This window comes from Roseibium sp. LAB1 (genome assembly GCF_054658235.1).
Genome location: NZ_BAAGIB010000001.1, coordinates 1618425 through 1644978, shown reverse-complemented (window position 1 = coordinate 1644978; position 26554 = coordinate 1618425). Strand labels below are relative to the sequence as shown.

The 26554-nt window shown below is 61.3% G+C and carries 25 protein-coding genes; 11 read left to right on the top strand and 14 right to left on the bottom strand.

What is annotated here, in order from left to right:
• Positions 1-8: 8 nt before the first annotated feature.
• From ACYQ54_RS07730 to ACYQ54_RS07720, 3 genes are read left to right on the top strand one after another with little or no spacing between them, the layout of a single operon-like run.
• Positions 9-158, top strand: a complete 150-nt coding sequence (locus tag ACYQ54_RS07730; RefSeq protein WP_447238722.1) for a DUF5989 family protein — start codon at positions 9-11, stop codon at positions 156-158.
• The gene (locus ACYQ54_RS07725) at positions 145-1998 is read left to right on the top strand and encodes a carbamoyltransferase family protein (RefSeq protein WP_460080829.1); all 1854 of its coding nucleotides are present in this window, start codon (positions 145-147) and stop codon (positions 1996-1998) included. Before ACYQ54_RS07730 ends, ACYQ54_RS07725 begins: the two co-directional genes overlap by 14 nt.
• Positions 1999-2010: 12 nt before the next feature.
• Positions 2011-3327 (top strand): SGNH/GDSL hydrolase family protein, encoded by a 1317-nt coding sequence (locus ACYQ54_RS07720; RefSeq protein ID WP_460080828.1) that lies wholly within the window; start codon positions 2011-2013, stop codon positions 3325-3327.
• A gap of 267 nt (positions 3328-3594) precedes the next feature.
• Here the strand turns inward: ACYQ54_RS07720 and ACYQ54_RS07715 are convergent, their stop codons facing one another.
• Positions 3595-4506: a LysR substrate-binding domain-containing protein gene (locus ACYQ54_RS07715; RefSeq protein ID WP_460080827.1), complete on the bottom strand. Its 912-nt coding sequence runs from the start codon at positions 4504-4506 to the stop codon at positions 3595-3597.
• 105 nt (positions 4507-4611) lie between these two features.
• Here ACYQ54_RS07715 and ACYQ54_RS07710 point away from each other — a divergent pair, with 105 nt between their 5' ends.
• A complete protein-coding gene (locus ACYQ54_RS07710; RefSeq protein ID WP_460080826.1) occupies positions 4612-5154 on the top strand; it encodes a DUF6647 family protein in 543 nt (180 codons plus the stop codon).
• 265 nt (positions 5155-5419) lie between these two features.
• On the opposite strand, the gene ACYQ54_RS07705 is transcribed toward ACYQ54_RS07710, so the two are convergent.
• The 6 genes from ACYQ54_RS07705 to ACYQ54_RS07680 all read right to left on the bottom strand — a co-directional run bounded on the left by ACYQ54_RS07705 (position 5420) and on the right by ACYQ54_RS07680 (position 10873).
• Complete coding sequence (locus ACYQ54_RS07705; RefSeq protein WP_460080825.1) at positions 5420-6067, bottom strand: glutathione S-transferase family protein; 648 nt, start codon at positions 6065-6067, stop codon at positions 5420-5422.
• Positions 6068-6078: 11 nt separating this feature from the next.
• A complete protein-coding gene (locus ACYQ54_RS07700; protein WP_460080823.1) occupies positions 6079-6591 on the bottom strand; it encodes an SRPBCC family protein in 513 nt (170 codons plus the stop codon).
• Positions 6588-6926, bottom strand: coding sequence for an ArsR/SmtB family transcription factor (locus ACYQ54_RS07695; RefSeq protein ID WP_460080822.1), 339 nt, complete (start codon positions 6924-6926; stop codon positions 6588-6590). Before ACYQ54_RS07695 ends, ACYQ54_RS07700 begins: the two co-directional genes overlap by 4 nt.
• A 700-nt stretch (positions 6927-7626) precedes the next feature.
• Positions 7627-9168 (bottom strand): tripartite tricarboxylate transporter permease, encoded by a 1542-nt coding sequence (locus ACYQ54_RS07690; RefSeq protein ID WP_460080820.1) that lies wholly within the window; start codon positions 9166-9168, stop codon positions 7627-7629.
• 12 nt (positions 9169-9180) lie between these two features.
• Positions 9181-9612: a tripartite tricarboxylate transporter TctB family protein gene (locus ACYQ54_RS07685; protein ID WP_460080818.1), complete on the bottom strand. Its 432-nt coding sequence runs from the start codon at positions 9610-9612 to the stop codon at positions 9181-9183.
• Between the two features lie 271 nt (positions 9613-9883).
• Positions 9884-10873, bottom strand: coding sequence for a Bug family tripartite tricarboxylate transporter substrate binding protein (locus ACYQ54_RS07680; protein ID WP_460080816.1), 990 nt, complete (start codon positions 10871-10873; stop codon positions 9884-9886).
• Positions 10874-11065: 192 nt separating this feature from the next.
• On the opposite strand from ACYQ54_RS07680, the gene ACYQ54_RS07675 reads away from it, so the two are divergent.
• Genes ACYQ54_RS07675 through ACYQ54_RS07665 form a run of 3 tightly spaced genes read left to right on the top strand, consistent with a single transcriptional unit; the run spans position 11066 to position 14197 of the window.
• Complete coding sequence (locus tag ACYQ54_RS07675) at positions 11066-11737, top strand: response regulator (protein ID WP_460080815.1); 672 nt, start codon at positions 11066-11068, stop codon at positions 11735-11737.
• The gene (locus tag ACYQ54_RS07670; protein ID WP_460080814.1) at positions 11730-13127 is read left to right on the top strand and encodes a sensor histidine kinase N-terminal domain-containing protein; all 1398 of its coding nucleotides are present in this window, start codon (positions 11730-11732) and stop codon (positions 13125-13127) included. The genes ACYQ54_RS07675 and ACYQ54_RS07670 overlap by 8 nt, the downstream gene beginning before the upstream one ends.
• A complete protein-coding gene (locus ACYQ54_RS07665) occupies positions 13124-14197 on the top strand; it encodes an ABC transporter substrate-binding protein (protein ID WP_460080812.1) in 1074 nt (357 codons plus the stop codon). The genes ACYQ54_RS07670 and ACYQ54_RS07665 overlap by 4 nt, the downstream gene beginning before the upstream one ends.
• Positions 14198-14253: 56 nt before the next feature.
• Here ACYQ54_RS07665 and ACYQ54_RS07660 read toward each other — a convergent pair whose 3' ends face one another.
• The gene (locus ACYQ54_RS07660) at positions 14254-16383 is read right to left on the bottom strand and encodes a TonB-dependent receptor domain-containing protein (RefSeq protein ID WP_460080811.1); all 2130 of its coding nucleotides are present in this window, start codon (positions 16381-16383) and stop codon (positions 14254-14256) included.
• A gap of 266 nt (positions 16384-16649) precedes the next feature.
• Here ACYQ54_RS07660 and ACYQ54_RS07655 point away from each other — a divergent pair, with 266 nt between their 5' ends.
• From ACYQ54_RS07655 to ACYQ54_RS07640, 4 genes are all read left to right on the top strand, one after another.
• Complete coding sequence (locus tag ACYQ54_RS07655) at positions 16650-17738, top strand: hemin-degrading factor (RefSeq protein ID WP_460080809.1); 1089 nt, start codon at positions 16650-16652, stop codon at positions 17736-17738.
• Complete coding sequence (locus ACYQ54_RS07650; RefSeq protein ID WP_460080808.1) at positions 17735-18628, top strand: heme/hemin ABC transporter substrate-binding protein; 894 nt, start codon at positions 17735-17737, stop codon at positions 18626-18628. The genes ACYQ54_RS07655 and ACYQ54_RS07650 overlap by 4 nt, the downstream gene beginning before the upstream one ends.
• Positions 18628-19770: a FecCD family ABC transporter permease gene (locus tag ACYQ54_RS07645; protein ID WP_460080806.1), complete on the top strand. Its 1143-nt coding sequence runs from the start codon at positions 18628-18630 to the stop codon at positions 19768-19770. The genes ACYQ54_RS07650 and ACYQ54_RS07645 overlap by 1 nt, the downstream gene beginning before the upstream one ends.
• Before the next feature lie 163 nt (positions 19771-19933).
• On the top strand, positions 19934-20761 hold the full coding sequence (locus ACYQ54_RS07640) for a heme ABC transporter ATP-binding protein (RefSeq protein WP_460080804.1): 828 nt from the start codon (positions 19934-19936) through the stop codon (positions 20759-20761).
• Between the two features lie 49 nt (positions 20762-20810).
• On the opposite strand, the gene ACYQ54_RS07635 is transcribed toward ACYQ54_RS07640, so the two are convergent.
• The 6 genes from ACYQ54_RS07635 to ACYQ54_RS07610 all read right to left on the bottom strand — a co-directional run bounded on the left by ACYQ54_RS07635 (position 20811) and on the right by ACYQ54_RS07610 (position 26508).
• Positions 20811-21350, bottom strand: a complete 540-nt coding sequence (locus ACYQ54_RS07635) for a TlpA family protein disulfide reductase (RefSeq protein WP_460080803.1) — start codon at positions 21348-21350, stop codon at positions 20811-20813.
• 150 nt (positions 21351-21500) lie between these two features.
• Complete coding sequence (locus tag ACYQ54_RS07630) at positions 21501-23012, bottom strand: mannitol dehydrogenase family protein (protein WP_460080801.1); 1512 nt, start codon at positions 23010-23012, stop codon at positions 21501-21503.
• Positions 23013-23015: 3 nt separating this feature from the next.
• Positions 23016-23789, bottom strand: a complete 774-nt coding sequence (locus ACYQ54_RS07625) for an L-iditol 2-dehydrogenase (RefSeq protein WP_460080799.1) — start codon at positions 23787-23789, stop codon at positions 23016-23018.
• Complete coding sequence (locus tag ACYQ54_RS07620; RefSeq protein ID WP_460080797.1) at positions 23786-24790, bottom strand: ABC transporter ATP-binding protein; 1005 nt, start codon at positions 24788-24790, stop codon at positions 23786-23788. The genes ACYQ54_RS07625 and ACYQ54_RS07620 overlap by 4 nt, the downstream gene beginning before the upstream one ends.
• Before the next feature lie 11 nt (positions 24791-24801).
• Positions 24802-25632 (bottom strand): carbohydrate ABC transporter permease, encoded by an 831-nt coding sequence (locus ACYQ54_RS07615; RefSeq protein ID WP_023003159.1) that lies wholly within the window; start codon positions 25630-25632, stop codon positions 24802-24804.
• Between the two features lie 3 nt (positions 25633-25635).
• The gene (locus ACYQ54_RS07610) at positions 25636-26508 is read right to left on the bottom strand and encodes a carbohydrate ABC transporter permease (protein ID WP_031270353.1); all 873 of its coding nucleotides are present in this window, start codon (positions 26506-26508) and stop codon (positions 25636-25638) included.
• Between the last annotated feature and the right edge of the window lie 46 nt (positions 26509-26554).

Sequence of the window (26554 nt, the reverse complement as noted above, 5' to 3'; positions counted from 1 at the left end):
TTGCCTCTATGTCGATGATCGCTGAATTGTGGGGTTTTCTGCGTGAAAGGCGGAAATTCTGGCTTTTACCCGTCTTTATCGTGCTGGCAATTTTCGGGGCGCTGATCGTTCTCAGCCAGGGCTCGGCGGTGGCTCCCTTCATCTATGCGCTGTTCTAGGCCTGTGACGGCGATCCTCGGAATCTCGGCATTGTATCACGACAGTGCAGCGGCGCTGATGGTCGATGGCCGGATCGTGGCCGCCGCGCAGGAGGAGCGCTTTACCCGGCGCAAGCACGATGCTGGCTTTCCCGCCCATGCCATCGCGTATGTGCTGGAGGAAGCCGGGCTGGACCTTGCCAGCGTCGATCACGTCGCCTTTTACGACAAGCCCTTCCTGAAGTTCGAGCGCCTGCTGGAGTCTTATCTGGCCCATGCCCCACGCGGTTTTACTTCGTTTCGGATGGCAATGCCGGTCTGGCTGCGCGAGAAGCTGTTTCTGAAGGACCTGCTGAAGCGAGAACTGAGCCTTTTCGACCCGCGCTTTTCCGCGGACAAGCTGCTGTTCGCCGAACATCACGTCAGCCATGCTGCCAGCGCCTTCTACTCCTCGCCCTTCGAAGAGGCGGTGGTACTGACCATCGACGGGGTCGGGGAATGGGCGACGACCACGGTCGCCATCGGGCGCGGCAAGGATCTGGAAATCCGGCGCGAACTGCATTTCCCGCATTCGCTGGGCCTGCTCTATTCCGCCTTCACCTATTACACCGGCTTCAAGGTGAATTCCGGCGAATACAAGGTAATGGGGCTTGCCCCCTATGGGCAGCCGCGCTTTCGCGACCTGATGCTGGACAAGATCGTTGACGTAAAGCCGGACGGCTCGTTCCGGCTGGATCAGCGCTATTTCAACTATGCGGCCGGGCTGACCATGACCAGCAAGGCCATGTCGGACCTGTTCGGCCAACCCGTGCGCCAGCCCGAGACCGAGCCGCTGACCCAGTTCCACATGGATATCGCCGCCTCTGTTCAGGCCGTGACCGAGGAGATCCTGCTGCGGATGACCCGCGCACTGGCGCAGGAATACGGGATCCCCTCGCTATGCCTTGCCGGCGGGGTGGCGCTGAACTGCGTGGCAAATGGCAAGATCCTGCGCGACGGCGCCTTTCGCGACATCTGGGTGCAGCCGGCGGCGGGCGATGCCGGCGGGGCACTCGGGGCGGCGCAGGCGGCGTGGCACATGGAACTGGGCCGGCCCCGACAGGCGCAGCCCGGCGATGCAATGCGGGGCGCCTATCTGGGCCCAGCCTTCGACGACGACCGGATCGCGGCGGATCTGACGGCGGCGGGGGCCAGCTTCACCCGGCTGGACGAGGATGAGATCCTGACCCGCAGCGCACAGGCGCTGGCGGATGGCAAGGCCGTGGGCTGGTTTCAGGGGCGGATGGAATTCGGGCCGCGTGCGCTTGGCAACCGGTCTATCCTTGGCGACCCGCGCTCGGACACCATGCAGAAGCTGCTGAACCTCAAGGTGAAATACCGCGAGAGCTTCCGCCCCTTCGCCCCTTCTGTCCTGCGCGAGCATGTCGGCGAGTGGTTCGATCTCGACGGCGACAGCCCCTATATGCTGCTGGTCGCCGATGTCGCCGAACATATCCGGCGCCAGATGACGTCCGAGGAACAGGCCCTGTTCGGCATCGACAAGCTGAACATCCGCCGCTCGGCCATTCCCGCCGTGACTCATGTCGATTATTCTGCCCGCGTGCAGACGGTGCATCGCGACACCAACCCGAAATATCACGCGCTGATCTCAGCCTTTCACGACCTGACCGGCTGCCCGCTGCTGGTCAATACCTCGTTCAACGTGCGCGGGGAGCCGATCGTCTGCACCCCGACCGACGCCTTCCGCTGCTTCATGGGCACCGGAATCGAGATGCTGGTCGCCGGCAATTGCCTGCTGGAGAAACAGGCACAGGACGCCTCGCTGCACGAGAATTACGAAAACATGTACGAACTGGACTGACCGGAGAAGCCATTGCCCATTGTCGGCCGCCATCGCCGAACCGCCACGATCTTGTGCCTGATTCCGGCGGGTTACTTCCTGCTGACCGCGATCTTTGCGCTGGCGCATTACGGGGATTTCGCCTCGGACCTGCCCCGGCTGCTGCGCTATGTGCTGGGACCATTGGCGATTGCCGCACTGCTGGTCGGTTGCGCCACGCTGCTGTCGCCCGACAATGCGCTGACGGTGGGGATCTCCGCCTGCTCGATCCTTGCCGCGGTGTTTCTCTTCGAGGGCTATATGCGTTGGCATCACCTGCCGCAGCGAATGGGGCTGGCCGGGATCGTCGATGGCGGCGCCGATCCGGACCGCTTTGGCGGCGCCATGCCCCCGGCCTATACGATCAAGGCCCTGAATGCCAAATTGGGGACCGAAACTCTGGCCGATGCGGTGCTGGCCGGAATGCCTGGAACCGAGATGCTGCTGTGTAGCCGCATGGGCGTGCCGGTCACGACACGGACCGACAGTTACGGTTTTCGCAACCCGCAGCCGGAAACCGCCGCGCCGGTCGATCTGATGGTCCTCGGCGACTCCTTTGCCGAGGGGATCTGCCTCGACGATGGCCAGCATCTCGTCGACCAGATGCGCGCGGGCGGGGCTTCGATCCTGAACACCGCCACTCGGGGTGCTGGTCCCTTGTATGAACTGGCGGTCTTTGGCCGCTATGGCCCGCATTTCCGCCCCCGCATCACCGTTCTGGCCTTTTTCGAGGGTAATGACTGGGAAAACCTGTCTGTCGAGACCGAGCAGCCATGGCTGCACGAGGCCCTGGCGCCGGGAGCCGATTTCGGCCCGATAGAGATGAGCGCGGCACGGCGCGCGGAAGCGGCCCGGATCATCGCCGGCTGGTGGCAAGGCACCGCCGCCACTCTGGAGGAATATCTGAGCCGCCGCTCCTATATGCGCAATTTTCTCGCCCTTCAGGAAACCGCCAGCATTCTGGGTTTGCACTACCCAAAGGCGGCCCACGACAACCCGGTTTTCGAACAGATCCTGCATCGCATGAAGCAGATCGCGGATGGCTGGCAGGGGCGCGTGGTGGTGGTCTATATCCCCGCGCTTGACCAGTTCGGGGGGCTGTTTCCGCATGGCTTCGTCAGCGCCCCGCTACGCCGGAACGTGGCCCGCGCGGCCGAGAGCGCAGGGTTGGACCTGATCGACCTGACCCCGACCTTTCGCGACCATCCGTCGCCGCTGGGGCTTTACGCGCCGGATGCGCATCTGAATGCCGAAGGCGCGGCGCTTGCCGCAGACAGGATCATGGGCGACCCGCTGCTGGGCCTTCCCTGATCCCGCCTCCCTGACCCCGCCTCCCTGACCCCGCCTCCCTGACCCCGCCTCCCTGACCCCGTCTTGCCGGAAGTAGAGGACGTGGCCAGGATACTGGTAAAGTTCAAACTGCTCGAGAGGCGAAAGTCGCCTTCGAGCCAGACAATCCGTAGCCCACACGTTCGCAAAAACGCATCACAAACAGCCTTCTTCATCCTTGGCCATGTGGCGCATGCGGGCGTTCAGGATCTTGCACAGGATGATCGGAACCAGCGACACATTGCCGTCTCAGCCCGTCGCCGACAGGTCTGACCGGATTACACGGTCCTGCTGGACCTCTCCAAATATCCAGTCACGAAATGCCAGCACCATCGGATCGGCAGCACGGGCCTCGGTATAGGCCACGGAATATATGACGATCGGCATCGTCACGGTGTCGAACAGTCGGACCAACCGTCCTGATGCCACCGTGGAACGCACCATCGCGTCATAAGCCAGCGACACGCCTTGTCCCTTCTCTGCTGCTGTGGTGGCCAGTTCGCAGTTCGGGAAAACCGGTCCGCGTGGCATCGCGGGGGGTGTAAGCCCGGCAGCCGTGAACCACTCCGCCCAGGCGTCACCTGTTTCATCGTGCATGAGCCGGAGGCGAAGCAAATCCTCGGGCTTGCGGATTTTCTCGCGGGCCAGCAATTCCGGGCTGATGACCGGATAGCGGTTCGACGACATCAGCCGTTCGCTTTTCACGCCCTCTACCGGCTCGTCGCTCCACTGAATGACCAGATCGCTTTCGTTCACCGAAAAATCCACCGATGGAGCACCGGACGAAACACGCAGTCGCACCCTGTCGCCGAAGCTCAACCGGTCCAGTCTCGGTACGAGCCAGCGCGCCGCAAAGCCAGGGGTGCACAGGATTCGAAACGGTCGCTGACCTGCCTCCTGAACGGTGCGCGTCGTTTCTTCGAGACCATTCAGCAAATGCGTCAGTTTGCCCGCATAACCGCGCCCCGTCAGTGTCAGGTCCATCCCGTTACCCTTGCGTTCAAAGAGCGCCGTGTCGAGATATTCTTCCAGTGCCCGGATCTGATGGCTGACTGCCGAAGGCGACAGACACAGCTCGTCTGCAGCCTTCTTGAAGCTCTTGTGACGCGCGGCAGCCTCGAAGGCGCGAACCGCCGCAAACGGTGGAAACCTGCGGCCCATAGGAAGTGAATTCCCTTCAGCAGAAGGTGAATTTTCGCCTTTTGTGTCGATTGCACTCAGATCGTAGCATTCCCTCATCAATTTCCAAAATCAGCGGAGGCCATCATGGCTCTCGGACACCTCGCCGGACTTCGTCTGGCGTGTACCCTCCAGCTTTGCCTTCTTGCATTCCTCGTTCCGGCAGCTGCCCAGCCAGCCGAGCCTGTGGCCTTGCTAGAGGCCGACGACATGCCCGGCCTCGTCAGCCATCTCGAGGACTGGCTGGACGACAACACCTCGTTGCCGCGGCGCGAGGAGGCGGCGGCGATACGCTGGATGGAAGCGGACCAGTTCCTGTTTCCATCGGACACTGTCCGCGTCGCACACGACAGCAATCCGCGGGGGTATTACGATGCGGACCGTACGAGCATCTGGCTGGTGCGCCCCTGGAACCCCCGCAACCCGCAAGACGTCAGCGTGTTGCTGCATGAACTCGTCCATCACAGGCAAGCAGCCGCGGGCCACTGGTACTGCCCGGGAGCCCAGGAACTTCCCGCCTACCGGCTGCAACAGGCCTGGCTCGACGGGTTCGGACTCAAGGCAAATGTGAACTGGATCGCGGTGGTGCTGGAATCCGGATGCACACCACGGGACATTCACCCCGATTGAGCATGCAGATGCCCGCTACTGGAGCGCCGTCCTGCAGATCGATATGGATCGTGCGTTGCGCCTATCCACGGCTCGGATTGCAAGCATCCCGGGTTCTCACTCGAATTATCTGCGTCTGCCCAGGGTGCCAAACTCACATTGATTGCGGCTGCAATCAGGTTGCACGCGACGAGATTGGACTTGTCGCCGTCGGTTCAAATCGTGGGCGAATGGCAGCCGCGCGGGAAGACGTCGCTGTTGGACCGTTGTCGCTGAATGTCTTCTTTCAAGCGGATGAAGCGTCCAGGAACACCTCATATTGAGCCGCGAAAGCGCGCTTGTAGGCCGGCCGGGCTTCGGCGCGGGCGATATAGTCCATGAACACTTGATAGCCCTCAAGGATCCCGGATCCTTCCAGCCGGCGGATCGCATGGACCATGAGAATGTCGGCGGCGCTGAAGGAGCCGGTCAGCCATGACGCATCTCCCAGGGCGGCGGCTAGCCGATCCAGGCACGTTCTGATCCGTGCGTCCACAATCGCAAAGCGTTCCGCCTGCCAACTCTTGTCCGCTTCGAAGTATTTTACGTTGTCGCGTTCCACGATTGGCGGCTCGACGGTGTTCAGGGCTGCGAACATCCAACTCAATGCCCTGGCCCGCGCCACCTCATCAACGGGTAGCAATCCGGGGTTGTTTTGCGCGATATGAAGAACGATGGCCCCTGACTCGAACAGAGATAAATCTCCGTCTTCATAGGTCGGAATCTGGCCGAAGGGCTGAATTTCCAGATGCGGCGGTTGTTTCAGGTCTTCAAACGTAACGAGGCGCACATCGTAGGGCTGACCGACCTCCTCCAGCGCCCACCGGATGCGCATGTCCCGCGCCAGTCCGGCGCCTTTGTCCGGTGAAGCCTTGAAGGCCGTTATCGTTGGCATGTCCGCAATCCTCATTTCGCGGTAGCGCCAAGGCTTTTCAGGAGGCCATTGAGCCGGTCGAAGACAGACTTCATCCCGGCCTCCATGCCCATGGCCCTGACCGCCTGCATGGCCTCGGCACTCTCGTAGGTCGCTACGATCTGAACCACGGTGTAAGGCGCGGTTTCCTCGAAGGTTACGTCCCAGACCGAGACCGGCATGTCGTGGTTCACTGCGCCTGTCTCGTCGCTGAAGGCATCCCGCGCGCGGTAGCTGTCGGTCGGGTCGATCGCCTCATAGTCGAACCGGCCCCAGTATTCGTTGCCATCCGGATCGATCATGGCGAAGTGCCAGTGCCCGCCTTCGCGGAACTCCATCGATTTTGTTCGGGCCGTCAGGGGTTCGGGCGCGAACCATTGGTCGAGCAGTTCCGCTTTGGTGTAGCAGGCCCAAACTAGCGCCTTGGGCGCGTCGAAGCTGCGCCTGATCGTCAGCCGGTTCGTCTGCACGTCGGCGGTGATGCTGAAGGGAAGGTCGGCAGTCATTCTGTCTGTCCTTTCAGGGTGTCGAGAAGTGCATCCAGCTTTCGATAACGCGACGCCCAGTTCATGCGTTGGTCGGTGAGCCACCGCTCTAATTCGGTGTAGCGTGCGGGGTTGATCTCGCACGTTCGAACCCGGCCGTCCTTTCGAGTGATGATCAGGCCCGCTTTCTCCAGCGTCCTGATATGTTTCATGAACGGTGGCAGGGCCATGTCAAATGGGGCCGACAGGTCGCTGACCGAGGCCGGGCCCTGACCCAGTCGCCGGAGCACGGCGCGACGGGTGGGGTCGGCGAACGCCAGGAAGACGGTATCGAGGTCGGGGCTATTGTTATCCATAAGGGTAACTATAAATCGAGCTATTACTTATCTCAAGAGATAAGTTTTTGCGCCTGAAACGATAGTCGCTGGTCGGCCCTCACTCTCGCGATTTTACGGAGAGCTCCAGGCGGGTTCAAATATACGAAGCGGTCGTTCAAATCGATAACAGCGAATGGCAGCAACGACCCCAAAACCTACCGAATACTTGAGGCGCCACGAAAGTCTGCCTTGGCATTGATCAGGGTAATTGGTTCATCCAGCTTCCAAGAGCTTCGCTCTCCGTGAGAGGCTGTCACGCGAGTACCAACATATCTACAGTTTGAAACGGTTCCGCTGTGAGTCTGTGTCGTCATTGTATTTTCCTCATTAAAGCGTCCTGCGCTGATTGATTTCAGCGCCATGAGGTGACTTCTAGAGACCGGGTGGACCGCGAGATACTTCACACTCGAAAGCAACTCACTACATAATTGATAGTTCACCGGACGCGGACATATGACCCAGCCACATGATTGGCTGGAAAGTCCGCACAGTCTCCCTCTTGAAACCTTCAGCCAATCCTCGCTTCCCGCCCTGAGTAGGCCTTCGCACGCCGCGCAATGAACAGCGGCTTTACAGAGTGGGCCGAAACCTTGCGACCGAGCGCGTTGGGTGCACACAAACAAAAACGCCCTCGTTCGGTAGAAGAGGGCGTTTTCGTTTGTTGCGGTGCTAGCAGCAATCAGTCGACGATTGAGCCTTCTTCATCCTTGGCCATGCGGCGCATGCGGGCTTTCAGGACCTTGCCGAAGATGATCGGCAGCACGAAGCCGATGATGGCCAGGCTCCACAGGGTCAACGAGAGCGGGCTTGCGACCAGGGTGAACCAGTCGCCGTTGCTGATGGTAATCGCACGGCGCAGGTTGTTTTCCATGGCGTTGCCGAGAAGCGTGCCGAGGATGATCGGAACCAGCGGCACGTCGAGCTTGCGCAGCACCCAGCCGAGCACGCCGAAGCCGACCATGACCATAAGGTCGAAGGAGGAGCCGGAGATGCCGTAGATGCCGACGAAGCTGACCATGGCGACGATGGGCATCAGGATACGCGGCGGGATCAGGAGGACGCGGGTGAACAGGCCGATCATCGGGATGTTCATGGCCAGCAGCATGAAGTTGGCAATGAAGAGCGCCGCGATCAGGCCCCAGACCACATCCGGCTGCTGGGTGAACAGCAATGGGCCCGGGGTGATGTTGAGCGCCAGCAGAACCGCCAGCAGCACGGCCGTGGTGCCTGAGCCCGGAACACCAAGTGCCAGCATCGGCACGAGCGCGCCACCGGCAGCGGCATTGTTGCCGGCTTCCGGGGCGGCAACACCGCGCGGGTCGCCCTTGCCGAAGGTGCCTTCCTTGTCGACGAGCTTCTTCTCGAACGTATAGGAAATGAACGAGCCGAGCGATGCGCCGGCACCGGGCAGAACGCCTGCCACGAAGCCGAGCAGGCTGGTGCGCAGCATGGTTGGGGTGCAGTATTTCAGCAGCGCGAAGCTGGGCATCAGCCGGCCGACGGAGATCTTGCTGGAATTGGCGTCGGCATTGCCGTGGCGGTGCTCCAGAAACAGGAAAACCTCGGACAGCGCGAACAGGCCGACGATGGCCACCAGGAAGTCGATGCCGTCGTAAAGGTGCACTTCACCGAAGGTGAAGCGCGGCACGCCGGTCTGGGTGTCGACACCGACGGTGGCCAGACCAATGCCGAGCGCCGCGGCGAAGGCGGTCTTGGCCTGGTTGGTCGAGGCAACGCCGCCCAGGGTGGCGAAGGCCAGCGTGAACAGGGCGAAATATTCCGCCGGTCCGAACAGAAGTGCGATCTTGACCAGCTGAGGTGCCAGCAGGATCAGGCCCCAGGTGGCGATGAACGCGCCGACGAAGGAGGCGACGCCCGACAGGGACAGGGCCTCGCCGGCGCGTCCCTGCTGGGCCATCGGGTAACCGTCGAGACAGGTCATCATCGCCGGTTCGTCACCGGGAATGTTCAGCAGGATCGACGAGATACGCCCGCCATACATGGCGCCGTAGTAAACCGATGTCAGCAGGATCAGCGAGGGCGTGGCGCCGAGGCCGAGCGTGAAGGCCAGCGGGATCAGGATGGCGACGCCGTTGGACGGGCCGAGGCCTGGCAAAGCGCCCATGATGGTGCCGAGAAAACAGCCGAGAAGGGCGAGCAGCAGGTTCTGCCAGGTCAGTGCGATGGCGAAGCCGTCGGCCAGTGAAGAGAGGGTTTCCATGGCGATGCTCCGTTAAAAGCCGAACGGGCCCTTGGCCAGGGACAGGCCAAGAACAAGGTGGAAGACCGCGTAGATGCCCAGCGAGGTCAGGCAGCCGGTGATGATCGAGCCGATCGGCGAGGAGCCGAGGCGCCAGGTCAGATAGGCGGCGGCAACGGCTGTCGAGATGATGAAGCCGGCTTCCGGCAGAAGTATCGCGTAGAGGATCATCGCCAGCACGGCCATGGCGACTTCGAGAAGGCGCGGCAGTGACGGCCATTCCGGCGCGACGTCGGGTTTCAGGAAAATCGCCAGCGACGACAGACCCAAGACGGATGCGATGATCAGGGGGAAGGCCTTCGGGCCGACGGCGTCGGACAGAAAGCTTTCTTCGATGATAAGAGCGGCCCAGGCATATCCCAGCGCGAGAAGTAGCCCGACCGCGCCAAAGATGCGGTCGCTCATGGATACCTTCCTAATAGCGGCTCCTCCCCAAGTCCGGCGGCCGCCCCTTATGTGTTCTGTTGTTTGTTGGCACCCGAAGTGTGCCACTGTGTCCGCCGACAATCCACTTTGCCCAATCGAGCGGACTCTGATCAGGCAGACATTTTTCCGGCGTTACGCTGTCGGTCTCAAAGCTGAGTGGGGTAAACCGGATGTCGCCCGCGTTCGGACGCGTCCAGAAAAAGAAGGGGGCACATGGACTGCGCCCCCTCCAGTCGGACTGTAGGCATTCTTATTTGATGATGCCGATTTCTTTGGAGATGTCCTGGATCTGCTGAACCGAGTTGGCAACGAATTCCTGGAAAGCATCGCCCTGCAGGTCGAGCGGAGCCAGACCGTTTGCAGCCATGATGCCTTTCCACTCTTCGCTTGCGTAGAGTTCGGAGATCTTGGACACCCAGGCGTTATAGGCGTCGTCGGACATGTTGCCCGGTGCGTAGAAGCCGCGCCAGTTGGCGCCGATTGCGTCGACACCCTGTTCCTTTGCGGTCGGGAAGTCGGCGAATTCACCGGACAGACGCTCGGGAGCCAGAACCGCGATCACCTTGATGTCGCCGCTGTCGACAAAGCCCTTGGCTTCGGAAATATCACCCGTGAAGGCCTGGACGGAGCCGGCCAGAAGCTGGGTCACGGCTTCACCGCCACCGTCAAAGGCAATGTATTTCACGGTGCGGACGTCTTCGATGCCATAAGCGTTGGCAGCGATCAGGACCTTCAGGTGGTCCCAACCACCAACTGCGGAGCCACCGGCAACAGAGACGGAGGTCGGATCGGACTTCATCTGGTCCAGAAGGTCCGGCAGCGTGTTGATCGGGCTGTCAGCGGCAACGGCGATCACGCCGTAGTCAGCACCGACGGAAGCAACCCAGCGGACCTGGTCCATGGTGTTGCCAGGGAACGCGCCCTGGGCAAGACGGGTCGCGGTGGCCGAGGAGGCTGCGACGATCAGGTCGTTGTCGTCGCCACGCTTGTTGACAACTTCAGCGTAGGCAACGCCACCGCCGCCACCAGCCAGGTTCACCACCTGCATGGTCTTGTCGAGAAGCTTCAGGTCCTGAAGGGTCTTGCCGACCTGTCGGCAGGTGAAGTCCCAGCCACCGCCCGGGTTGGCCGGTGCAATGCACTCCGGGTTTTCCGGTGTGAAATCGGCAGCGGTTGCGCCGAACGCGGATGCGCCAAGGAATGCGGCCGCCAGCAGAAGGCGGGTCTTTTTGAATGCCATGTTGTGTTTCCTCCACATGTGCAAGGCTTTTGGTGAGCCCTTGTTATCCGTTGTGCCGCGACGACGCGGGTCCTCCCAACGGACGTGAGGTGAGCCTAGCGCCAAACCCTGTCACCAACCTGTCACCGCAGGCCACATTGCTTGCAAGCGGCGAAATTGCGGGGCAAGACTGGGATCGGGAGGAAAGAATCTTTGCGCCTTTTGCTCGTTGAAGACACGTTTGACATGGCGGAGGCGATCATGATCCGGCTGGACCGGTCCGGTATCGCCTGCGATCTTGCAAAGTCGCTGGAAGAGGCGCGGGCCTGCGTGACCGTCCAGACCTATGACGTGATCGTTCTGGATATCAATTTGCCCGACGGGCTCGGTACCGAGCTGCTGAAGGAAATCCGGGCACGGGGGGAACGCACGCCGGTGCTGATGCTGACAGCGGAGTTCTCCGTCGATGACAGGGTCTCCTCGCTCAATTCCGGAGCGGATGATTACCTGGTCAAGCCGTTCGACCACCGCGAGCTGGAAGCCCGCATTCGCGCGCTCTATCGCCGGGAGCAGGGCGACAAGGCGGAAGAACTGACGCTCGGCAATCTCACCTTCAACGCGTCGGCCCGGGTCGTGCGCGAGGGCGATAGCCCGGTCAATCTCACCCGGCGCGAATTCTCGCTGCTGGAAATCCTGGTCCGCAATCGCGGCAAGACCGTCAGCAAGGAGCGCCTGTTCGAGGGCGTGTTCAGTTTCCAGGATACCGACGTCAGCATGAACGCGCTGGAGCTTTACGTCGCCCGGCTGCGCAAGAAGCTCTCGGGCGGATCGGTCCGGATCGAGACCCAGAGAGGGCTTGGCTACAAGCTGGAAGTCGATGACTGATCTGTTCCGCAGGCTTGCGTCGACCTCGCTCACGGCACGTGTTGCCTTCGGGATCGCCTTCCTGCTGATCTTCGGTGGCGTGATCGTGTCCATCGCCGCTTTCGCCTACGGCCGGGAAGCCGCCAGAAGCGCCTATGACCGGCTGCTCCTGGGCGCGGCGACCGGCATTGCCTCCTCCATCACCGTTCAGGACGGCAGGCCTGTCATCGAGCTGCCCGTCTCCGCGTTCGAGCTGCTTGCCCTCGCTCCCGACGACAGGATCGGCTACCGCATCATCGGTGCGGAAGGCGAGACGCTGACCGGCTATGATGAAATCGTCCTGCCGACAGGCCGGCGCGATTTTCGGGACGGGTTTTTCGATGGCTCATTCTTCGGCGAACCCGCCCGGTTTGCCGTGGTCTCCCGCCGTTTTGCCGAACGGACGCTCAACGGAACGGTCAAGGTGGTCGTCGGCCAGACCCTGCGGGCACGTAACGACATGGCCTATGACATCACCCGCAAGGCACTCTACGTGCTTGCAGCCTCCGGGCTTGCGATGGTGCTGCTGTCGATCGTTGTCGTCCGCTCGGTGCTGCAGCCTCTGGAGCGGATCGCCGGCGGCCTGTCGGCGCGCGATCCGCATGACCTGACGCCGCTGGATACCTCGGTGCCCCGGGAAACGGCGGTCATGATCAATGCCCTCAACGGTTTCATGGCCCGGCTCGACCGTCAGATGAACTCCATGCGGCATCTGATCTCCGACACCGCGCATCAGCTCAGGACGCCGGTTGCAGCGCTCAGGGCCCAGGCGGATCTCTTCATCGACGAACCGGAGCTTGCCCGCAAGGAAAAGATCGTCGAGCGGATCCAGACGCGCACTGCCAGTCTCGGCCGCCTGCTGGACCAGCTCCTGAGCCAGGCGCTGGTGATCCACCGGGGCGACAGTGCCAGGCGGGAAAGGGTGGATCTGCGCGATATTGCCCTCGACGTTTTCGAAGAAGGCGATCATGCGGTTCTCAATCCGGAGTTCGATGTGATCCTGGATATCGGCGAGGATCCCGTCGAGGTGATGGCGGATGTGCAGTCCCTGAAGGAAGCCCTGAAGAACCTCCTGAACAATGCGCTCAAATATGGCCGGTCGCCGGTACGCATCGGAGCTTCGGCCGAGGGCCGCCGGGGCAGCATCTGGGTGGAGGATGCAGGCGGTGGGCCCGCGGACGGCGTTCTTGCCGACCTTGGCTCACGCTTCAACAAGGGTACTTTGTCACGGCAGAGCAGTTCCGGTCTCGGTCTTGCGATCGCACATTCGGTCGCCCACGCCTTCGATGGCGAATTGCGGCTGGAAAAAACAGGCGGGGGGAGCTTTCGTGCCGCCCTGGTCTTTGCCGCTGTAGCGGAGGTCCGGGCATGAAGCGGCTCCAGAACGTCCTGAAGTCACTTGTCGCAGCACTGCTTCTGCTGGTCGCGGGCCGTACCGCCTCTGCCCAGGAAATGGTGGAGGTGTTCGGTCCCCAGACCAGCAACAGGGTGCTGGTGCTGCGCTCGACCACCGACATTTCCATTTTCGGACCCGTGGTCGAAACCTATCTGCGCACCCGGCCCGGTCTGCAGGTGCGCTACGAACAATGGGGCTCGAACGAGCTCTACCGGTTGACCCGCCGGGATTGTCGTGACGGTCTTCCCGGTGCCGATATTGTCATCAGCTCCGGGGTTCACCAGATGGTGCAGCTGGTCAACGAAGCCTGTGCGGCGTCCTACCGGTCCCGGTTGACCGAACAGTTGCCGGAAGCGCTTCGCTGGCGCGACGAGTTGTGGGGCATCACCCGAGAGCCTGCGGTGATCGTCTATAACCGCGAGCTGGTGCCGGTGGAGGATATTCCGCAGACGCGCTTCGACCTGCTCGATCTCCTGAGGCCGTCCGGAACGCCCTATGCCGGGCGGGTCGCGACATACGATATCGAACAGTCCGGCCTTGGCTATCTGTTCGCCTTTGCCGACGCGCAGGAAGCGACCACCTTCGGGGCGCTGCAGGAATCCTTCGGCCGGTCGCAGGCAATTTCCACCTGCTGTTCCGTCGACATCATCAGGGGCGTTGCCGAAGGGCGCTACCTGATCGCCTACAATGTGCTCGGATCCTATGCACAGGGGTACCAGCTCAAGGACGACCGGATCGGCATCGTGCTGCCGTCCGATTATACCCTTGTCCTGTCGCGCACCTTCATGATCCCGAAACAGGCAAAAAACCAGACCGAGGCAGAAGCGTTTCTGGATTTCCTGCTGTCTTCGGAAGGCACGCTTGCGCTCAGGACCGCACTGCTGATCAGCCCGCTTCTGGAAACGGAAGAAGGCAACGAGGGGGAGGTGCTGAGTTCGACCGCGCTGCGGCCGATCGGGCTGTCGCCTGCGCTCATGGTTGCGCTCGATGCTTTGACCCGGGAAACCTTCCTGCGCCGCTGGCGGTCGACGTTTCCCGGGCCGTAACTGTCCGTCTCCGATGGGCAACCCGCCGCCCGCGGGGACAGGCGGCGGGTCTTGGCTCAGAACTTCTTCGCGAAGCTCAGCTTGAAACTGCGGCCAGCACCTTCGTCTTCACTCAGATGGTTCCGATAGGACTTGTCGAACACGTTGTCGACGTTGAACCGGACCTCGCTGTCCGCCATGAAACCGTCGGTCGGTTTCCATGCCGCATAAAGGTTATGCAGCACGTAGCCGGCGGTTTCCTGCTCGTCGGCGCCCACACGGTCCTGGGCGGCGTAGAAGTCGCCTTTCCAGCCGAAGTCCAGGTTCCATGGCCGATAGACGTAACCGATCTTGAGGAATGCGCTGTCGGCGGGAACCGCATTCATGTAACCGCCGGTGCTGACATTGTTGCCTCGTATCAGCGATGCGCCGAGCGATCCGTAAATGCTGTCGGTCCAGTAGGAGGCTTCCAGCTCCAGTCCTTCGTAACGGGCTTTCGGGATGATTTCCGTCACGACCGACGAACCGTTCCAGTAGCTGGCGTAGTAGTTCGTAACGTTGTTGCGGAACGCCGTTCCCTTCAGGCGGAAAGCATCGCCGCCAAGGATCAGATCATCGAAGGACAGCGTGATGCCGGCCTCGAAATTGTTCGACAGTTCCTTGTCGACATCGTTGACGACGTAATTGGAAAACACTTCGTCGAGCGACGGCAGGCGTTCGGTATGGGCAACGGAGCCGAAGACACCGAGCCAGTCCGACATCTTGATCATGGCTGCGAGCTTTGGCGAATAGCCGACGGCGCTCTTGTCCTCGTTCAGGTTGATGGTGTTGCCGCTGCCATTCACATAGCTGCCAACAGACACGTTGCTGTAGTCGATCCGCATGCCGGGAATGAGGGTGATGCGATCATTCCAGACAAGCTCGGCCTGTGCATAGCCGCCGACGTTGACCGTTTCGCCTTCCGGGTGGGAGCCCGAACCGCTGCGCACGTAGGTGCCGAAATCGCGGGGATTGCGGCGCTCCTGATACTGGCCGTCAATACCGGTGGTGACATAGGCCATCCAGTCTTCGCCCAGCTGGAACGTTGCGACGTTGTCAGCCTTGCCCTGCCAGGTCTCGTAGGAATATTCGGAGTTGAAGCCAAACGGGTTATAGCAGGTCGGCGGAGCGGGCGCCGGTGCGAACTGGGCGCAGATCTGATCCTGGTTCTTCTGCTCGACACGCGTGTCGGACCAGCTGAACTGAGCCTTCACATCAAGCAGATCGTTTCCTGAAAACCCGTTTTCATAACCGATGATCGCGGTCTGGTCCGTGACCGTGCGGTCGACATCGCCAAAGTCCGGACCCCAGGCAATCTGGTCGTAGTTCTGGTCATCCTCGTCACTCGACCAGTTCTGGTAACTTGCGAAAACGGACTGGTCGTCGTTCTCCCCGAAGGTGTAACGGGCCTTGATCAAGCCGTTGATGGAGCTGAAATCCGTGTCCGGAACCTCGTTGCCCTGGCCGTCCGTAATGTCCTGAGACTGCCGATAGTTGAGGGCGCCGAGCAACTCGAGGTTCTTGACCGGTTCCGCCGCGACGATCGCGCTGCCCAGCCAGCCGTTGCCGTTCGAATCCCAGGAGGTTTTCAGCCGGCCGCCGATCAGGTCACCCGGATCGAGGAAATCGCTGGCATCCTTTGTGGTGAAGGTGATCACACCCCCCATCGCACCGGCGCCATAAAGGGTTGATGATGCCGGTCCACGCAGGACCTCGATCTGTTTATAGAGTTCCGGATCGGAGAAGAACGACCCCATCCGGTACTGTTCGAAAAACTTGTTGACCCCGTCGACTTGCATGATGATCCGGGTCTCGTCACCGGAGAGGGCTTCGCCGATACCGCGGATATTGATGCTCTCGCCGAGAACCGAATTGCTGCCGATCGGCGTGACGCCCGGGATTTCCTGGAAGACGTCCCCAATCGAGCGTGGTTGCAGATCATCGATGCGTTCCTGGTCCAGCACCGTGACCGCCTGAGGTGTGTCGATGGCGACTTTCGGAACACCGGCGCTGACCACGATCTGTTGCAAAAGCGATACCGACTGATCCTGTTCGGAAGCGGATGTTTCCGGTGCACCATCCTGTGCAACCGCCCCACAATTAAAAGCCAAAACCCAAAGGGCAACACCACCCATCAGGCGGGTGTTCCTGGTCTTGTTGAGCCCCATAAAAATTCTCCAAGAGTGCGCGTTGGTCGCGTCCTTTTCGCTGCCTCTCACACAGCGTTTTAAACATGAGTCAGTGACTCAGGTATTGTGTTCCTAATGAAATATGAATATAGGAGTCAAGTATTAGATTGCGGCCGTCGAGGAAAAACGTCTCTTTGGAATGATTCAAAAATTCCTAATAATCCCAGAAGGTTACGCGGCGGGATGATGAGGCGGGAAACTGAAAACAGGCAGCGGAAAGACCACAGCGATTGGGGACAGAATTCATGAATGCCGAACAGATTTCGTCTGAAACCATGCAGGGCGCAGCCGACATTCGGGCGGCGCGTGCGGACAATCCGAAGATGCGCGAGCGGGATCTGGCGCAGATGCTCGGCATTACGGAAGCGGAGCTGGTCGCCAGCTTCGTGGGGCATGGCGTGCGCCGGATCGCACCGCGTTTCGAAGACCTGTTTCCGGGGTTGCAGACCGTCGGTACGGTCATGGCCCTGACGCGCAACGAAAGCGCGGTTCACGAGAAGATCGGACCGTTCGAGAAATTCGTGAACGGCAAGCGGGCGGCTCTGATGCTGGGCGAGCAGATCGACACGCGCATGTTCCCGGCCAATTGGGTACATGGCTTCGCGGTCGAAAAGGCTGACGGCAACGATATCCGCCGCTCGCTGCAGTTCTTCGATGGCCATGGTGATGCGGTGATGAAGATCCACACCCGCGCGGAAACGGACCTGGATGCCTGGAACACTCTGGTTGAAAAGCTCGTGCTGGAAGACCAGACACCGGACGTGCTGCCACAAGTGAGCAAGGCCGAACCGTTCAGCCGAAAGCTGCCGGCCGAGGGCGCTGAAGCGGTGCTGCGTGACCGCTGGCAGGCCATGACCGATCCACATCAGTTCCACGGACTTCTGAGGGACCTCGACCTGGATCGGGTCAGCGCCTTTGAACTGGCGGGCGATGCATGGGCCTGGCCGCTTGACCGCGGCGCGGTTCCGGCCATGCTGCGCCTTGCCGCGTCGGAAAGCATCCCGATCATGTGTTTCGTCGGTAATCGCGGCTGCATTCAGATCCATTCCGGTCCGGTGGCAACGGTGATGGAGAAGGGCCCCTGGATCAACGTGATGGATCCGACCTTCCACCTGCATCTGCGCATCGATCACATCCAAGAGGTCTGGGCCGTGCGCAAACCGGCGGACGTCGGCCACGTCACCTCGGTGGAAGCCTATGACAGCGACGGCCAGCAGATCATCCAGTTCTTCGGTGTGCGCGGTGAAGGCAACCGGGAACGGGCCGACTGGCGCGGACTTGCCGAATACCTGCCGAAACTCGACCGGGCGGTAAAGTTGGGGGCTGCGGAATGACCGGATTTATCTCGCGTTCTTCCAGTGTCGCCACGGCTCTCGCCTTGACTGTCGCCGCCCTGGTCCTGCCTGGCAAACCACTCTTTGCTGAAAGTGCCGGCAGTTCGGAAAGCCGCCATGTTGTCGCCATCGGCGGTTCGGTGACGGAGATCGTCTATGCCCTTGGCGAAGACAAAAGGCTGATTGCCCGCGACAGCACGAGCATCTTCCCGGCAGAAGCTTCAAGCCTGCCGGATGTCGGTTACATGCGCGCGCTTTCACCGGAAGGCGTGTTGTCCGTCAATCCGGACCTGATCCTGATGCTGGAAGGCAGTGGGCCGCAGGAAACGGTGGATGTGTTGCGCAAGTCGGGCGTGGCGATGGCGGATGTGCCGGAGGCATACACTGCCGAGGGCATCGTCCGGAAGGTCCGTGTAGTCGGTGAGGTGCTCGGCGTTCAGGCAAAGGCGGATGCTCTTGCCGGCAAGCTTGAAGAGGATCTCGCCGAAGCGCAGCGGGCTGCAGAAAGCAGGGTCCCTGGTGTTCGCGTTCTTTTTGTCCTGTCGACAAAGGCCGGGCGCATACTTGCCGCAGGAACGGACACGGCGGCCGACGGCATCCTGAAACTCGCGGGTGCCGAGAACGCCACGTCCGGTTTCTCCGGATACAAGCTCCTGAGTGATGAAGCCATCGTCAGCGCAGCTCCGGATGTGGTGCTGATGATGGACCGGCACGGTGACGGCGAGGCGAGCGGCGATGCGCTCTTCGATCATCCCGCGCTGGCGCAAACACCTGCAGGCCGCAACAAACAGCTGATCCGGATGAACGGCCAGCTTCTGCTTGGCTTTGGCCCGCGCACTGCCGAAGCCGTGCGCGAATTGTCGAACCGCCTGGCAGAAACGGCAAGCTGATGGCATTGATGAGCGAAACGGCCCTGGCCGGCAGAAGCAGATGGCTTTCTTCCCTCCTCGGGGTTGCCGACCTGCAACGCGGAGACCGGGCTCCCCTCGCACGAGCTGTCATTGTGCTGCTCGCCTTGCTGACCTGTCTTGTGGGTCTGGGAAGTCTTGCCATCGGGCCCATCTCGATCCCCGTTCTGGAGCTCTTGCCGCATGTGCCGTCCTATGTCTCCGGGGCGGGTGAGGGCGTTCCAGACGGGGTATCGGCCAGGGACTGGATCGTGCTCATGGATATCCGTCTGCCGCGTGTGGCGCTGGGAGCGTTGATCGGAGCGGCCTTGGCGGTGTCGGGTGCGGTGATGCAGGGACTGTTCCGGAACCCGCTGGCCGATCCGGGGATCGTTGGTGTTTCTGCTGGGGCGGGACTTGGCGCGGCCGCGTTCATCGTTCTTGGAAACACCGTGCTGGCGCCGGTCATGGCACTTCTGGGTATTTACGCGGTTCCGCTGGCGGCCTTTTCCGGCGGTCTCGTCACGACGCTGCTTCTCTACCGGATCGGCACCCGTGGCGGGATCACTTCGGTGGCGACATTGCTTCTGGCAGGCATCGCACTTGGTGCTCTCACCGGCGCGATGACCGGGCTCCTGGTCTATGTGGCGGATGATCAGGAACTGCGCGACCTGCAGTTCTGGGGGCTTGGTTCACTCGCGGGATCCAACTGGCAGAAGGTTGCTTCCGCGGCGCCGATTATCCTGCTCATGCTGGTCTGCGTGCCGTTTCTGGCGCACGGTCTCAACGGACTGACCCTGGGCGAGGCGGCGGCAAGCCACATCGGCATCAGGGTGCAACGGCTCAAGAACCTCAGTATCCTGCTGGTGGCTGCGGCCACCGGTGCGTCGGTGGCGGTCAGCGGCGGCATCGGGTTTGTCGGCATCGTCGTGCCGCATTTGCTGCGCCTCACAATCGGCCCGGACCACCGCTACATGCTGCCGGCCGCAGCTCTGCTCGGGGCCTGTTTGCTGATTGCCGCCGATACGCTGGCACGCACCATTGTAGCGCCGGCGGAAATGCCCATCGGCATTATCACCGCCTTTGCAGGCGCGCCGTTTTTCCTCTGGATCCTGCTGCGCAAGCGCGGCCTCACCGGTCTTTAGGGTGTGGACTCATAAATGAAGATGAAATGGCATGAGAAATGGCTTCACCGCGTGTCGTCTGCCTGCTTGACCGGGCACAACGCCCGCTCCGCGCCTTGAGGCGGACCAGTCCGCCTCAAACCATTTCATCTTCATTCATGTGACCACACCCTAAGGAGGCGTCATGTTGCACAGAAGAATTGAAAACGGCACGGCACTGACGCCCGATCTTGTTGTCGAGCAGATCGGTGTTTCGGCGGGCAAGGTCCCGATCGTGCAGAACCTTTCCTTTCATGCAAAGGCCGGCGAAGTGCTGGCGATCATTGGACCAAGTGGCTCCGGCAAGACGACCCTGATGAAGGCAATGACCGGCGAGATGGCCTACGCGGGCAGTGTCACACTGGCCGGGCTGGAGGTGAGCGGTCTTGCTCCGGAAACGCTGGCGTCCTTTCGCGGGGTGCTGCCGCAGACGAGCCAGATATCCTTTCCGTTGAATGTGGCCGAAGTGGTCGGTCTTGGCCTGAGCGGCGGCCGGCGGGACAGAAGCTTCCGGGCCCGGCGAACTGCCGAGGCTCTCACGAAGGTCGGCCTTACGGGGTTCGAGGGGCGCAGTTATCAGGAACTGTCGGGCGGTGAACAGCAGCGGGTGCAGCTCGCACGCGTATTGTGTCAGGTCTGGGAGCCGATTCCGCAGGATGGCCTGCCACGCTGGCTGTTCCTGGACGAGCCCGTGTCCAGTCTCGACATCAAGCACCAGGTCCAGATCATGCAGCTTGCGGCCGACTATGCCAAACGTGGTGGTGGTGTCGTGGCCGTGATGCACGACCTCAATCTGACTGCGGCTTTCGCCGACCGTGTGTTGGTTATGCAGGGCGGAAGCCGTCTTGCCTTCGGCACGCGCGGGGAGGTGATGCAGGCCGGACTGTTGTCGAAAGCCTATGACTTTCCACTCGAGATCCTGACACGTCCCGGCGGCGGGCGACCGGTCATCGTGCCGATGGACAACAGCTGATTTTCTGTTTCTTCAGCGGTCGCACAGCGTCGTCTGAGACGGGGCGGCGTCAGCTGCTTTTGAGGGTGCGTAGCGCTGCGACCATTTCATCCGAATCCCATACCCTGTCACCAATGGCAGCAAGGACCACTTTGCCATTGCCGTCGAGAATGTAGGTCACAGGCAATCCGCGCAGGAACCACGTGCTTGGCATGGCCTTTTCCGTGTCCATCAGGACGGTGAGGCCATCATGGTCAATCTGGCCGAGGAAGTCCTCGATCCGGTCCTGCCGGTCACCAACATTGACGGCAAGCACGGTGAAGCCTTCGGGCCCGAGCTCCCGGTTCAGACGCGCCAGGCCCGGCATTTCCTTCCGGCACGGCGGGCACCAGGTTGCCCAGAACGATACGAGCAGAATCTTTCCGGAATAGTCGGAAAGCGTGTGGACGGTGCCGCCAAGATCGGGAAGGTCGAGTTTAGGGTCGAGGGCAAAGGCCGGCTCGGCCAGACCAAGCCGGAAGAAGTCGTTTTCTGCCGCGACAACCGTTCCCGGCAGCAATGCCAGTGCCGCGCTGCCTGCCAGGACGGCTCGTCGATTTAAGTGTCTCATGCCCGTAATCCCGCCTTACCGCGTACTGTCGTGCAGGCGAAGGTCAATTCTTCGTCTGTCAGTGAAGGCTAAGGTAAGCGGGGCAGGGCGAATTGAAAGGCAAAAGGGATCACATTGCGCACACGGTGCCGCGAGCGTGATCCCTTGCCGTCAGTGGGCGTTCGCCTGGAGAGATGCGGCGTCGTTTTCGAAACGTCCGTCGAGGTAGGCTTTCAGCGTTTCGGCGACCCCGTCTGTTGCGATCATCGCTGCTGCATGGCTGAAGGCCTTCAGGAAGGTTCCATCAGAAGCGAGGCTGCCGAAGAGCTCCGGCATCTCGATGAGGGCCGTCTCACTGGCATAGACGCCTTGCGCCCAGACCTTCAGGATGTCGGCGTTGTTGTCCTCGATGACATGTGTCTCTCCAGCCTCGTTGTGACCGAGGCAGTACCGGCACCACAGTGCCGTTTCGAGGGCAAGACCGGTAACCGGCAAGCCCTTGTCGAGCCGGTCCTGGATCGACGGCAGGATGAACTTCGGTTGGCGATTGGAGCCATCGAGGCAAAGACGCGGGATCGTGTCTCCTACCGCCGGATTGGAAAAACGGTCCATCACCGTGGTGAGATAGGTTTCGAAGCTGACGCCCGGAATTTCCGGAACGGTCGGCAGGATCTCGTCTTCTTCCAGCTTCTTCAGGAAGGCGCGTATCAGCGGATCGGCCATGGCGTCATGGACGAAGTAATGTCCCAGCAGTGCGCCCGGATAGGCAATGGCCGCGTGGCCGCCATTGAGGATGCGCAGCTTCATCAATTCGTAGGGAGCGACATCGTCGACGAATTCAACGCCAACTTTTTCCAGGGCCGGACGGCCTGTCGGGAAGTGATCCTCCAGCACCCATTGGCGGAAGGGTTCGCAGACGACTGGAGCGGCATCGGTCAGACCGAAACGCTCTTGCACCAGGGTGCGTTCGCGGTCACCGGTCGCCGGCGTGATGCAGTCCACCATGCCGTTCGGAAAGGCGACATTCGCGGCGATCCAGCTTCCCGCTTCCGGTGACAGGGCCCTGGCAAACCCGGCGACGGCCTGTTTCGCCATATGTCCGTTTTCCGGCAGGTTGTCGCAGGACATCACGGTGAAGGGCGCAAGGCCCTTGTCGCGGCGGGCCAGCAGCGCGGCGACGAGCACGCCGAATACGGTCTGCGGCGTATCCGGCGCGGCGAGATCTGCCTGGATTTCCGGGTGGTTGACGTCAAACCCGCCGGTGTTCGGATCGACAAAATAGCCGCCCTCGGTGATCGTCAGCGAGACGATGCGGATATCGGGCTCGCCGAGACGCGCGATCAGCGCCTGCGGATCCACGTCGACGAAGTCGATCATGGCACCGCAGACCTGCGCGCTGAGGCCGTCCGGGTCAAGCTCGACCACGGTCGTCAGCCAGTCCTGGGCCTGCAAGCGTTCGCGCATTGCCTTGTCGTAGGGTTTCAGACCCGCGCCGACGATGGCCCAGTCACGGCCTTCACCGAGATCGAACAGTTTGCTCAGGTAGATCGCCTGATGCGCACGATGAAAATTGCCGACGCCGATGTGAAGGATGCCGGGGGTCAGGTCCGACCGGCGATAGACCGGCGCCTTGACAGATTCAGGAAGAGAAGAGAGCACAGTTTCACTTAGGTTTTGGGTCATTGGTCAGCTCATCCAGTTGCCGCCATCGACGTTGTAGGTCTGCGATACGATGTAGTCGGCGTCTTTCGATGCCAGGAAAACGGCCATACCGGTGAGGTCTTCTGCGGTGCCCATCCGTCCGAAGGGCACGGCAGCGCCGACGGCGGCCTTCTTTTCGCCGGGCTGCAGGCCTTCGTATTTGGCGAACATCGAATCCACATGGTCCCAGTGCTCGCCGTCGACGACGCCCGGAGCGATGGCGTTTACGTTGATGCCGTGTTCGATCAGGTTGAGGCCTGCCGACTGGGTCAGGCTGATGACCGCGGCCTTGGTGGCGCAATAGATGCCCACCAGCGCTTCGCCACGTCGCCCCGCCTGGCTGGCCATGTTGATGATCTTGCCACCCTGGCCGCGCCGGATCATCGATTTCGCCGCGGCCTGCATCATGAACAGCGTTCCGGCGACATTGATGTCGAACAGACGCTGGTAGCTTTCGCGGGTGATCTCGACAATCGGTGCGAGGTCGAACAGAGCGGCGTTGTTGACCAGTATGTCGAGCCCGCCGGTCTTCTGTTCCACGGTGGCGATCGCCGCATCGATTGACGACTGGTCGGTGACGTCCAACTGGATGGCATAGGCGTTCGGACCGATGTCCCTGGCCGCCGCTTCGGCGCCGGCCAGGTTGATATCGCCAATCGCCACCTGGGCGCCTTCTTCTGCAAACCGCGCGGCAAAGGCCTTGCCGATGCCACGGGCCGAGCCCGTTATCAGCGCGGATTTTCCTGCAAGTCGGCTCATGCGATCCTCAGACCCTGGTTGTCGAAGCGGTGGATCTTGTCGGGTGCCGGGGTCAGGTGCACGGTATCGCCGTGACGGAAACCGACCTCGCCCGAGGAACGCACGGTGATCGGTTCATCGACGCCCTCCATATCGACATAAAGGAAGGTGTCCGAGCCCAGATGTTCCGAAACGCCGACCTTGCCAACCCATTTGCCGTCGCCCTGCGAAACGGTCAGATGTTCCGGACGCACGCCGATGGTGGTCGCATCGTATTCGGCTGCGAAGTTGCCCATCAGGAAGTTCATCTTGGGCGAGCCGATGAAGCCGGCCACGAACTTGTTGCGCGGGGTGTGATACAGCTCCAGAGGAGAGCCGACCTGTTCGATCCGGCCAGCCTGCAGCACCACGATCTTGTCGGCCATGGTCATGGCTTCCACCTGGTCGTGGGTGACGTAGATCATGGTCGTCTTGAGGGACTGGTGCAGCTCGGAGATCTCGAGCCGCATGTTGACACGCAGCGCGGCGTCCAGGTTCGACAGGGGTTCGTCGAACAGGAAGGCGGCCGGTTCGCGCACAATGGCACGGCCGATGGCAACACGCTGGCGCTGACCACCCGAAAGCTGTCCCGGACGCCGGTCCAGATAGTCAGTGAGGTTCAGCACCTTGGCTGCGGCTTCCACCTTGGCGGTTTGCGCCGCCTTGTCGATGCCGGCCATGCGCAGAGGGAAGGCAATGTTCTTGCGCACCGACATATGCGGATAAAGCGCATAGGACTGGAACACCATGGCAAGGCCGCGTTTTGCGGGCGGCACCTCGGTGGCGTTTGTGCCGTCGATGGTGATGTCGCCGGAAGAAACATCTTCCAGGCCGGCAATCAGCCGCAACAGCGTGGACTTGCCGCAGCCGGACGGGCCGACGAACACTACGAACTCACCATCCTCGATGCGGAGATCCAGCGGCGGGATGACCTGAACGTCGCCAAAGCTTTTGGTAATCTGGTTGAGGGTTATCTGACCCATGTTCAGGTCTCCTATTTAACCGCGCCGAAGGTCAGGCCACGTACGAGCTGTTTCTGGCTGAACCAGCCGATGATGAGGATCGGGGCAATCGCCATCGTCGAGGCAGCGCTCAGTTTTGCGTAGAACAGGCCTTCCGGGCTGGAATAGCTGGCAATGAAAGCGGTGAGGGGGGCGGCATCGACCGCCGTCAGGTTCAAGGTCCAGAACGCTTCGTTCCAGGACAGGATGATGTTCAGCAGCAGGGTCGAGGCAATGCCGGGAACCGCCATGGGTGTCAGCACATAGATGATCTCGGACCAGAGCTCGGCACCGTCCATGCGCGCTGCTTCCAGGATTTCGCCCGGAATTTCGCGGAAGTAGGTGAACAGCATCCAGACGATGATCGGCAGGTTGATGAGGGTAAGCACCATCACGAGGCCGACACGCGTGTCGAGGAGACCTGTATCCCGGAACAGGAGATAGATCGGGATCAGCACGCCGACCGGCGGAAGCATCTTGGTGGACAGCATCCACATCAGGACGTCCTTGGTGCGCTTGCCCGGCACGAAGGCCATGGACCACGCCGCCGGTATCGCGATCAGCAGACCCAGAAGGGTGGAGCCGAACGAGATGATGACCGAGTTGGAGAAGTGCCGGAAATAGTCCGAACGCTCCTGGACCGTGCTGTAATTTTCCAGCGTCCAGTCGAAAAACAGGAAGCTAGGAGGAGACGCAATGGCTTCCGCTTCCGTCTTGAAGCTGGTCAGCACGGTCCACAGGATCGGGAAGAATATGGCGATGCCGACGGCCCACGCACATACGGTGACGAGAGCCTTGCGGCGGTTGGAGACTGCTCGCGCCATGGGTCAGGCCTCCAGGTTCTTGCCGATCATCCGCATCAGGAAGATCGCAACGATGTTGGCGAGGATAATGGCGACCACACCGCCGGCCGATCCGCCGCCGACGTCGAACTGCAGCAGCGACTGGGCGTAGATCAGGTAGGTGAGGTTGGTCGAGGCATAGCCCGGACCGCCATTGGTGGTGACGAGAATTTCCGCGAAGACCGACAGCAGGAAGATCGTCTGGATCAGGATCACGACCGTGATCGAGCGCGCCAGGTGCGGCACCATGATGAAGACGAAGCGGTTCAGGAAATTGGCGCCGTCCATTTCGGCCGCTTCCAGCTGTTCGCTGTCCAGCGACTGCAGGGCGGTGAGCAAAATGAGTGTCGCAAAGGGCAGCCACTGCCAGGCGACGATCAGGATGATCGAAAACAGCGGTGCATGCGAGAGAAAGTCAAACGGTTGCAGCCCCAGAAATTTCGCAAAGTATGCGAATAGGCCGTTCACCGGGTTCATGAACATGTTCTTCCACACCAGCGCGGAGACGGTCGGCATGACGAAGAACGGGGCAATCACCAGAATGCGCACGATCCCCTGGCCCCAGAAGGGCTGATCGAGCAGCAGGGCCAGCAGCACACCGCCGACAATGGTGATGAGAAGGACGCCGCCAACGAGCAGCAGGGTGTTCTTCAGCGCTGCAAAGAAAGCCGGATCGGTGAGGAAGAACTCGTAGTTGGTCCAGCCGGTCCACTCTTCCATTCCCGGAATGAGCAGGTTGTAGCGCAGGAAAGAGAAATAGAGGGTCATCGAAAGCGGGATGATCATCCAACCCAGCAGCAGCAGAACTGCCGGAGAGATCATCAAACGGGCCGCCGCCCGTGAATGTTGGGTAGCCATGATGCGACCTTTGCTCGGTCAGAGCCAGAGCTCACGCGGAACAGAA